Genomic DNA, 7241 nt, shown 5'->3' on the forward strand with positions numbered 1-7241 from the left:
CAGCGGCCGCCGTCGTCAAAGCGCCATGCAGGCTGACCGGTGGCGAAAGCATGCCAGCAGACGGATGCAGGGTTCGTGACACCCGCATCTTTCCCTCCGTTGATGATGGTAACCGTGGCGACGCGTCCTAATCGCCGCGCGTGAAAGGCGAATAGACCTGTTGGCCGGATATGTCCCTTTCAAGTGGGACTGCTGTTGAAAGCGAACGTTCAACCGCGGGCTGACCGGGTTTTTCGGAATCGAAAACATATGGCATTACGTCACGCGTCTCCGGCCCGCTGGCGGGAAAGTTCTGGTCTATCCATCGCCTAAAATTAAAAATGCCTCCAGCGAGTTGCAAGGAAAAGTCCAAAGACTGTGTGCCCGCGACGAATGGGTCGGTAGGTTGGAGGTTTCGAAAATACATGCGCAACGCTGCTTCGTCAGTCGGGTTAATTGCGATTGGGAGCAGCCGATTGGCCTCAAGGGTGATCTTGTCAGCCGGGTCCGCCGGAATTCCGCGACCCCAGTCCAGCGCTCTCCCGTGGCACGCGAGGCACGCTGATTTGAAATTGTCGACCGGGCCGTTGAGGCGCCCGAAGAGGCCTAGGTGATGGCGGGGCAAGGCAACAAACTTCGCAGCAACATCGGGATTTACCCAGCTCTGCCGTGGCGTGCCGCCCTCTTCCTCGTAGCGCTTTAGCGTCAAGTCGGGATCGTTGCCCCACATTAGGCCGACCGGCACCAACTTCGCCCAAACATCCTCTCCTGGTGCGTAGGCGTCATAAATGAACGTTCCGAACACCCATCCTGTTGGACCTGCGCGAGGGTCCTTCACCGCAACATCGACTTGCAGCAGCCGCATCGGCCGGACCGAGCCATCATTCCCAATTGCGGCGTTCCAACTCTTCGAGCCAGTAAGGTAGGGGACTTCGATCAGGGGCGCTGTCGTAAACAGCAGCTTGATCGAGAAGCTATCGGCCGGGAAGACAAAATCCTTGGTCTTGGGGCGCGCGGGATCCTTCCAAACCTGGCCCAAGGCGAAGCATCCTACCGGATTGTAGAACCCGACGGCCCAGTTTTCAGCTCGGCTCAGTTGAAGTTCGCCAAGTTCGCGAACCCGAGAGCCGCGCTCTCGGGTCATGCCGTGGATTCGTTCGCGTCCATCGTGAAACCACGGGGCGTGGCACCAATGGGCTCCAGGTGACTGTTCGAGCCTCCAATCCACCGCGACGTTGTCACGAATCCCGTACTCAAGGAGGGCGCGCAAATATTGTTCAGGATGACTGCTAGGATCGATTGATCTCCAAGGCGCATCGATCGTCGGAACGGTGACTGGAAAGTCGTAGTGAACTTTGAACTCCTGATCGCCTGCGGGGAGGTCTTTTAAGGGTCTGGAGCTGGAGCAGTTGAATTGTATCTTAGCCGCGTCGTCCAGGGTGCTCCCGCTCGGAACATCGCAAGGACCGGCGAACGCGGCAGTCACACCGGCGCAGCCAGCGAAAACAATTGTTAAGCGAAGGAAGTTCCGAAGTGCTCGCATCGAACCACTCCTCCCTTTCATAAAACCATCGAAGGCTCATTTCAGTCAATAGTCTTCGTGATGCTTGAACGCTTCTGTCCATCGTGGGTGCTTCTGTCCATCGTGAGTTTTGTCGCGATGTCAGTGGTTCCGCTCAACCGGCCTGCATTGCCCTGGGCACAGCCGGGGTCCCTGATTTCCGCCGCTTAGGCCAGGCTGGCCGGGCGCCTTCCGTGGCCACACAGCCGAGGACAGGCCTCGCGAATCATTCGCGTCGATTTCACGCTTTCTTAACGGCGGCCAAACGTCGGACCAACGGCAGCGTGAGAAAGTGTCCTTGCTCGATCTTGAAGACCTTCGAGCAGAGCTTCCAGCAACCCAACCAAAAGGAGAATAGCCATGAAGACCCTCTACAAACTCGCAGCACATGTGAATGGCGTCATCGTAGCAACGTCGGCACTTTTTGTCCTCACTGCACCTTCCTTGGCGGGTGAGGCAGACACCCACACGCCCTTCGTTGGCGTCCACAGCCTTCGTGCCGACAATGGTGACTTCGATTCTTGGGGCGCAGATCCGGGTACGGGTGCGGTCAAGAGCCGACATTCATTCGGACTGGTGGACCCCATCCAGACAGGATCCGACGGCGGCATTGGCGCTGTTTCGACGTCCAAGTGCCTGGGGGTCAGCCCACGAGCGTACGATCCGGTCAGCCCAAACTGCCGGAACTGAATTGAAGATAGGGGCGGTGCTTGACACCACCGCCCCTACTTCGATGAGTCGACGTTCGTCGCCGTCGCGATTGTAGCTGGCCTTGCAGAGCCCAACGGTCGGCAGGGCAGAGGTCGCGGTCTGCGCACCTTTGGCGCGCTTGCCAGCTGCTTTGGCTTGTGAGCGAAAACCGCTCACGAAATGAAGCCTGCCGCGGTAATTTTGATTGTGCTAATGTATAGCCAATTTCGGGTGCTTTCGTCACGGTCTCCGATAACCGGCGATCAGACAATGGCACCGCCTCTTACAAACTGAACAGCGGCTCACGGCAGTCGAGAAGGGATACAAATTCCGTCACCGCAACAGACGGCCACTTGAGGGGGCACCGACATGGAAGCGCATCAGGTAGGCCGGTTCTTGGTGAACCTTTTCGGCTCTTTTCGAATTGTGGACAAGACTGGCCTAGAAGTCACGGTCAAGAACCGCAAGTCCAAGGCAATACTGGCAATTCTCATTGCCAGCAAGGACCATCGGGAGACACGTTCCAAGATTTGGTCTCTGCTCTGGAGCCGGTCCCCGCAAGAACAAGCGTCGACCAGCTTTCGGTCTGCCCTCTCGGCTCTTCGCAAGACTCTTAATTCTGACAACTCAGACGTACTCATCTCGCGAGAGAACGATATTCTTATCGATAGAGTCTACATCAAGACCGATCTCGATATCGTTCTAAAAGTCTCTTTGTCGGAAATAGCCGAGCTTTATAAAGTCAATTTTTCAAGCGAAATGTTCAATGATCTCGACGGACTGGATCCAATGTTCGACGAGTGGCTCTACTATACGAGGCTGGATATAAAAAACAGGGTGTCCGAGCGGATTACCAAATTGGTCAGCTCCCTTACGTCAGACAATTCTGATGCAATCGAGCTTATCTGTAACCATCTTCTTTCCCTAGACCCTTATAACGAGACCGCCATCAAGGCGCTAATTGTCTCACGCATCCAGCAAGACAGAACTGCCTCGGCAACAGAAATGCTGAAACGGTACGAGCGGCGCCTCGCGCAAGATTTGGGTATTGAGTGCCCAGCCAACATCAGAGCTTTGTTCGATCAGATCCGAACGGCCAGTCAGGGAAGAACCGCGTCGTCAACAACCCATGGCATCCACGTGCCTTTGCGGGCCGCAGCCGCGAAACGTCTGATGACCATGGCCGACAGCGCGAGCCTTCTCAACGGCAAGGCGGTGTTGGTGACAGGTTCGGCCGGGATTGGAAAAACGCACTTGATCGACAACTTTGTTGCTCATCTGGCAAGCCTGGATTACTTCTCAGTCAAGTACGACAGAACCGTCCTAACCACCTCGGGCCCAGAGGAACTGGTCCGTCGACTGTGTCGCGATCTGATCGCGCAAAGTGAAAAGGGTACCAATTCACTCCCAACCGACCTCCGCGACGGCAGGGATCACCCGACATCTAAACGTCCTTCGAAAGAAGTCTCTGTCGGAAATCGAGATTATCAAGACGCGAATTCCAGCGACTACCAATCCGATTTGTTAATATTCCAGATTTCAGAACACAGAAAGATCGTTATCATACTTGATGACTTTGACAGCTTTAACGCCTTCCATGCACGGACGGTTTTCGAGTGGTTTTCGACCGTCAAGGACGCTGCTGTGCTGTTCGTCATCAGCAGTCGGAGCGAGCTGGATGCCGGCATCGATTTTTTCGACGATCATATTTCGCTTGAGCCATTGGAGTTCGGCGAAATTCGCGCGTTGATTGAACTGCGATACGCGGGTCAGGTTGTGAGTGAAGCCTACGTTCAGACGATGAGTGAACTGACCCGCGGGATTCCCTTGCTGATTAACCAGCTATTGGATACCGACATGCGGCCGGGAGGACCAGATTCGCTTGACCATCAGGACGCTCGCGACCTGATCCGCGCAGGCAGATACCCAGGCTATGAAGCGACGCTATTTCGGCTGTTTTTCCAAAGCTCCAGGAGTGCCCGTCTTGTCGCAATGCGGGTGGCAATACTGGGCGGGACGATCGCAAGACGACGCTACGATGAACTGTTTGGGCGGCTGGATGAGGCCATTCTCAACGAGCTAGCCGCTGTCAATTTGATTCGACGGGATAGGCTTAGGCACGCTGAAATCGAATTGTTCCACGTTACGACCTCGGACGTTGTGATTTCCACGATCGACTTCGAGGAAATTCAGGGATCGATCTTGCCAATTGAGACCCAGGCTCTCTCGCAACCTGAAAAAATAAACCTGGGAACGTACATCGTTAACAATTTCGGGACGAATAAATACGAGCCCTGGGTCTATCCGCTCATTGAGAGCTTGGAACAGTCAGAAAAGTTTCAAATTTTAGAATTTTTCTTTGAGTCAGGGATGGGAAAGGAAGGTCTGCAGATCGACAGCAGGTTAAGACTTAGTATGCTAAATAGCCTGTTACGTCAGGCGCGTTTTCAGTCGATAGCGAAGTTGAGACCTGTCTTTGGGAACGACACTGGCGACGGCCTTAGACCGATCTTCGATTTTGCGTCAGCCATTACTGGAGAGGAGGGTAAGTCACCAGATAAACACGTCGAAAGAGGCCTATATGACTTTATGGGACATTTCTTCTCTGGTGATTTTGCCGCGTTATTCGTCTCAGTTCGGGAGGAGGTTAAGGCTGCCATTGCTACGATCGAGCACGATCAGGTACCGTCTAATCTGGAGAGGGTAGTGCATTTGCTGGGCTACCATGCCATGGGCAATGCACAGCTTGGGAACTTTCAGGAAGCTCGCAGCCTGGCTAATACTGCCGCAGGTATTGCAAGGCATTCTAACAACGTAGCTATGGGCATGTTCTCGGAGTTCTACCGTCAATACGTACTGACCCATCAAGGCGAGCTTAACAACGCGATTCTGAATCTCATTCGGGTACTGCGCAATGGACGACATCATAGCCGATCTCTCGAGACGGGCCTGCTAGTTTGTCACCTTGGGTTCATCTACCAGATTGTGGGCAAGATCGATCTTTCCATCGAGGTGTCGGAACGGATCTACAGAGAATTGCCCGCCAACGAAACGGGCATACTCCAGGCGTATTTAGAAACGTCCCTAACGAGCGCGTATACCCTTGCCGGTGACCTGGACCGTGCCAAAACGTTTGCTCGCAGATCGTTGGTGACTGCTGAGAGCGGCGGCTTTCGAAGCGTGATGGTCTGGTCGCTGCGAAATCAGGGCATCCTGGCTCAACTGCACAACGTAGCCGGGCTGTCCGGAACAATTGAGGACGCCTATGAACTGGCATCTGAGTTGGGGATGCGGCCTGATCTCGCCCACCTGCTGCGGATACGGAGCGGCTTGGAGCGAAAGAAAGGCAACGCGTCTATCGCAGCCGAGTTTCTCGAGCGGGCCCATTCGCTATATGCGGACATGGGGATGAATCGGTGGCTGGACTATCATTCGGCGGGCCAGTTTGGAGACTAAGGCCTAGGCGCTATGGGCTGCCATTTGGCCGCGTAAAGGACTGAACGGACACCAGACGCATGCAAGCCGCGCCTAATCGATGTGCCCTGTCGCCCAATCCATGCCGACGCTGTGGCAACCATCTCGATAGCCCGCAATTGTCTACCCACGCCAAGCCTGACAGCTACGGCAGCGCGTCCATTGGGAAGCCTGAGCGAAAGAAGTTTTGACGCGAAGAATGGCGCCACGTCGAGGCCGTGTCAGCCGCATTTGAGAAACAGCATTGAGCGTAGCTGGCATGCTAGAATTCGTACCGACCGTAGCAATGGCCCGCCGTTCTAAACCCGCATTACGCAGGTGCACTGCCCTCGCAGTATCCCTCGCAGATTATATTAGGTTCGTCTGATAGGATCATTTAACCTCTTGCGGCTTATGATACTGTGATGTTTTACAGCATAGCGAACGAAGCATTGGACGAAGAATTCCAATATGGCAGGGAACGCAGGCGCCCAGAGAAAGTTCGGCGACACCCGCTCAACATTGTCTTCGATCCGTTCTACCCGATGATTGTTGCCATCGTCTCTATCACAGTGGCCGTCTGGTATTTTGATATCCCGATTGAACGGATGATCGACTTGAATACCGGCCATCTTCTGCGAAAATGGATTCACTAGCGCAGAGGCCAGGCCACGTGGATCGCGCAGGCCACAGAACGCAAGCAGAACCAAATGCCTGCCGCCGCCATGGCTCGGGAGCTTGGTGATCAAGCCAGTCAACCGCGAGGCAACGCAGGTGAGATGGAACCGGCCGGCGCGGACCTGGGTTGGCGAAAGGCCGAGCGCAATTGGCTTCCCGACCGATCCTATATGCTTCATCGCCCGACCCGAGTGGTGGCGTATTGATGTTTGAAAGAGGTCGTCATCCCAGCGGCCATTGGCGCGCGATGGGTCAGCGAGCGCGGAGAGGCGCGTTGACTGGCGGTCATCGGGATTCCTGAGTGAAAGGTCTTGGCAGAAGCCGGCGCGCGCTCATAATTGCGGCATGAAGGCGGAGTATGTCGAGTTGGTCCTGTTCGAGCAGTCTCTCATGAGTACAGACGGGATGAACCAGCTGTTTTCCGATCGAGTGACCGACGTTGCGGAAAAAACGGGCGGATTTGTCTTGTTTGATGTTCGCGTCGATGGCGACAGTCGCACATAGGAACGACCGCCTCGTAGTCACCAACTCGCCAGCCCGTCGATCGCGCAGGTGAAGCGGCTGCCGGTGATCGATTCATGGATGAAGCTCTCGCCGGCGCCGAGTTCACCCCGGGCGTGCATGAGCGCCAAACGCGCCGACGACCCCGTTCCGCAGGGCGAGCTGTTCGTGATTCCCGGCATGTCGGGATTACCGGGATAGGCCACCGGCAGTTGCTCGGCGGCGGCAGATTTCACGCGCCGGCCCATCGCACAAAGATCGCGAGCTTCATTCGGCTCAATGGCGAACCCCAGATCAGCGGCTTCGACCATCGCGTAGGTCATTCCGCCATATGCGATGTCGACACGGATCGTCCCGGCGCCCGCGACCTCGATCATGG

At 55.5% G+C, this 7241-nt stretch carries 5 protein-coding genes; 3 read left to right on the plus strand and 2 right to left on the minus strand.

Going from position 1 to position 7241, the window contains the following annotated elements:
• Nucleotides 1-127 precede the first annotated feature (127 nt).
• Nucleotides 128-1522 carry a hypothetical protein gene (locus OOJ09_RS30885; RefSeq protein ID WP_269908839.1) on the minus strand — a complete coding sequence of 465 codons (1395 nt, stop codon included), beginning with the start codon at nucleotides 1520-1522 and terminating at the stop codon, nucleotides 128-130.
• 378 nt (nucleotides 1523-1900) lie between these two features.
• On the opposite strand from OOJ09_RS30885, the gene OOJ09_RS30890 reads away from it, so the two are divergent.
• The 3 genes from OOJ09_RS30890 (at nucleotide 1901) to OOJ09_RS30900 (ending at nucleotide 6339) form a co-directional block, all read left to right on the plus strand.
• Nucleotides 1901-2230, plus strand: coding sequence for a hypothetical protein (locus OOJ09_RS30890; protein ID WP_269908840.1), 330 nt, complete (start codon nucleotides 1901-1903; stop codon nucleotides 2228-2230).
• A 369-nt stretch (nucleotides 2231-2599) separates the two neighbouring features.
• Nucleotides 2600-5686: an AAA family ATPase gene (locus OOJ09_RS30895; protein WP_269908841.1), complete on the plus strand. Its 3087-nt coding sequence runs from the start codon at nucleotides 2600-2602 to the stop codon at nucleotides 5684-5686.
• Nucleotides 5687-6108: 422 nt separating this feature from the next.
• A complete protein-coding gene (locus OOJ09_RS30900) occupies nucleotides 6109-6339 on the plus strand; it encodes a hypothetical protein (RefSeq protein WP_269908842.1) in 231 nt (76 codons plus the stop codon).
• Nucleotides 6340-6882: 543 nt separating this feature from the next.
• On the opposite strand, the gene OOJ09_RS30905 is transcribed toward OOJ09_RS30900, so the two are convergent.
• Nucleotides 6883-7241: proline racemase family protein (locus OOJ09_RS30905; protein ID WP_269908843.1), on the minus strand; the 359-nt coding region annotated here is incomplete at its 5' end.

The sequence above is a fragment of the Mesorhizobium qingshengii genome, assembly GCF_027563465.1.
In the GTDB taxonomy this organism is placed as follows: Bacteria; Pseudomonadota; Alphaproteobacteria; order Rhizobiales; family Rhizobiaceae; genus Mesorhizobium; species Mesorhizobium qingshengii_A.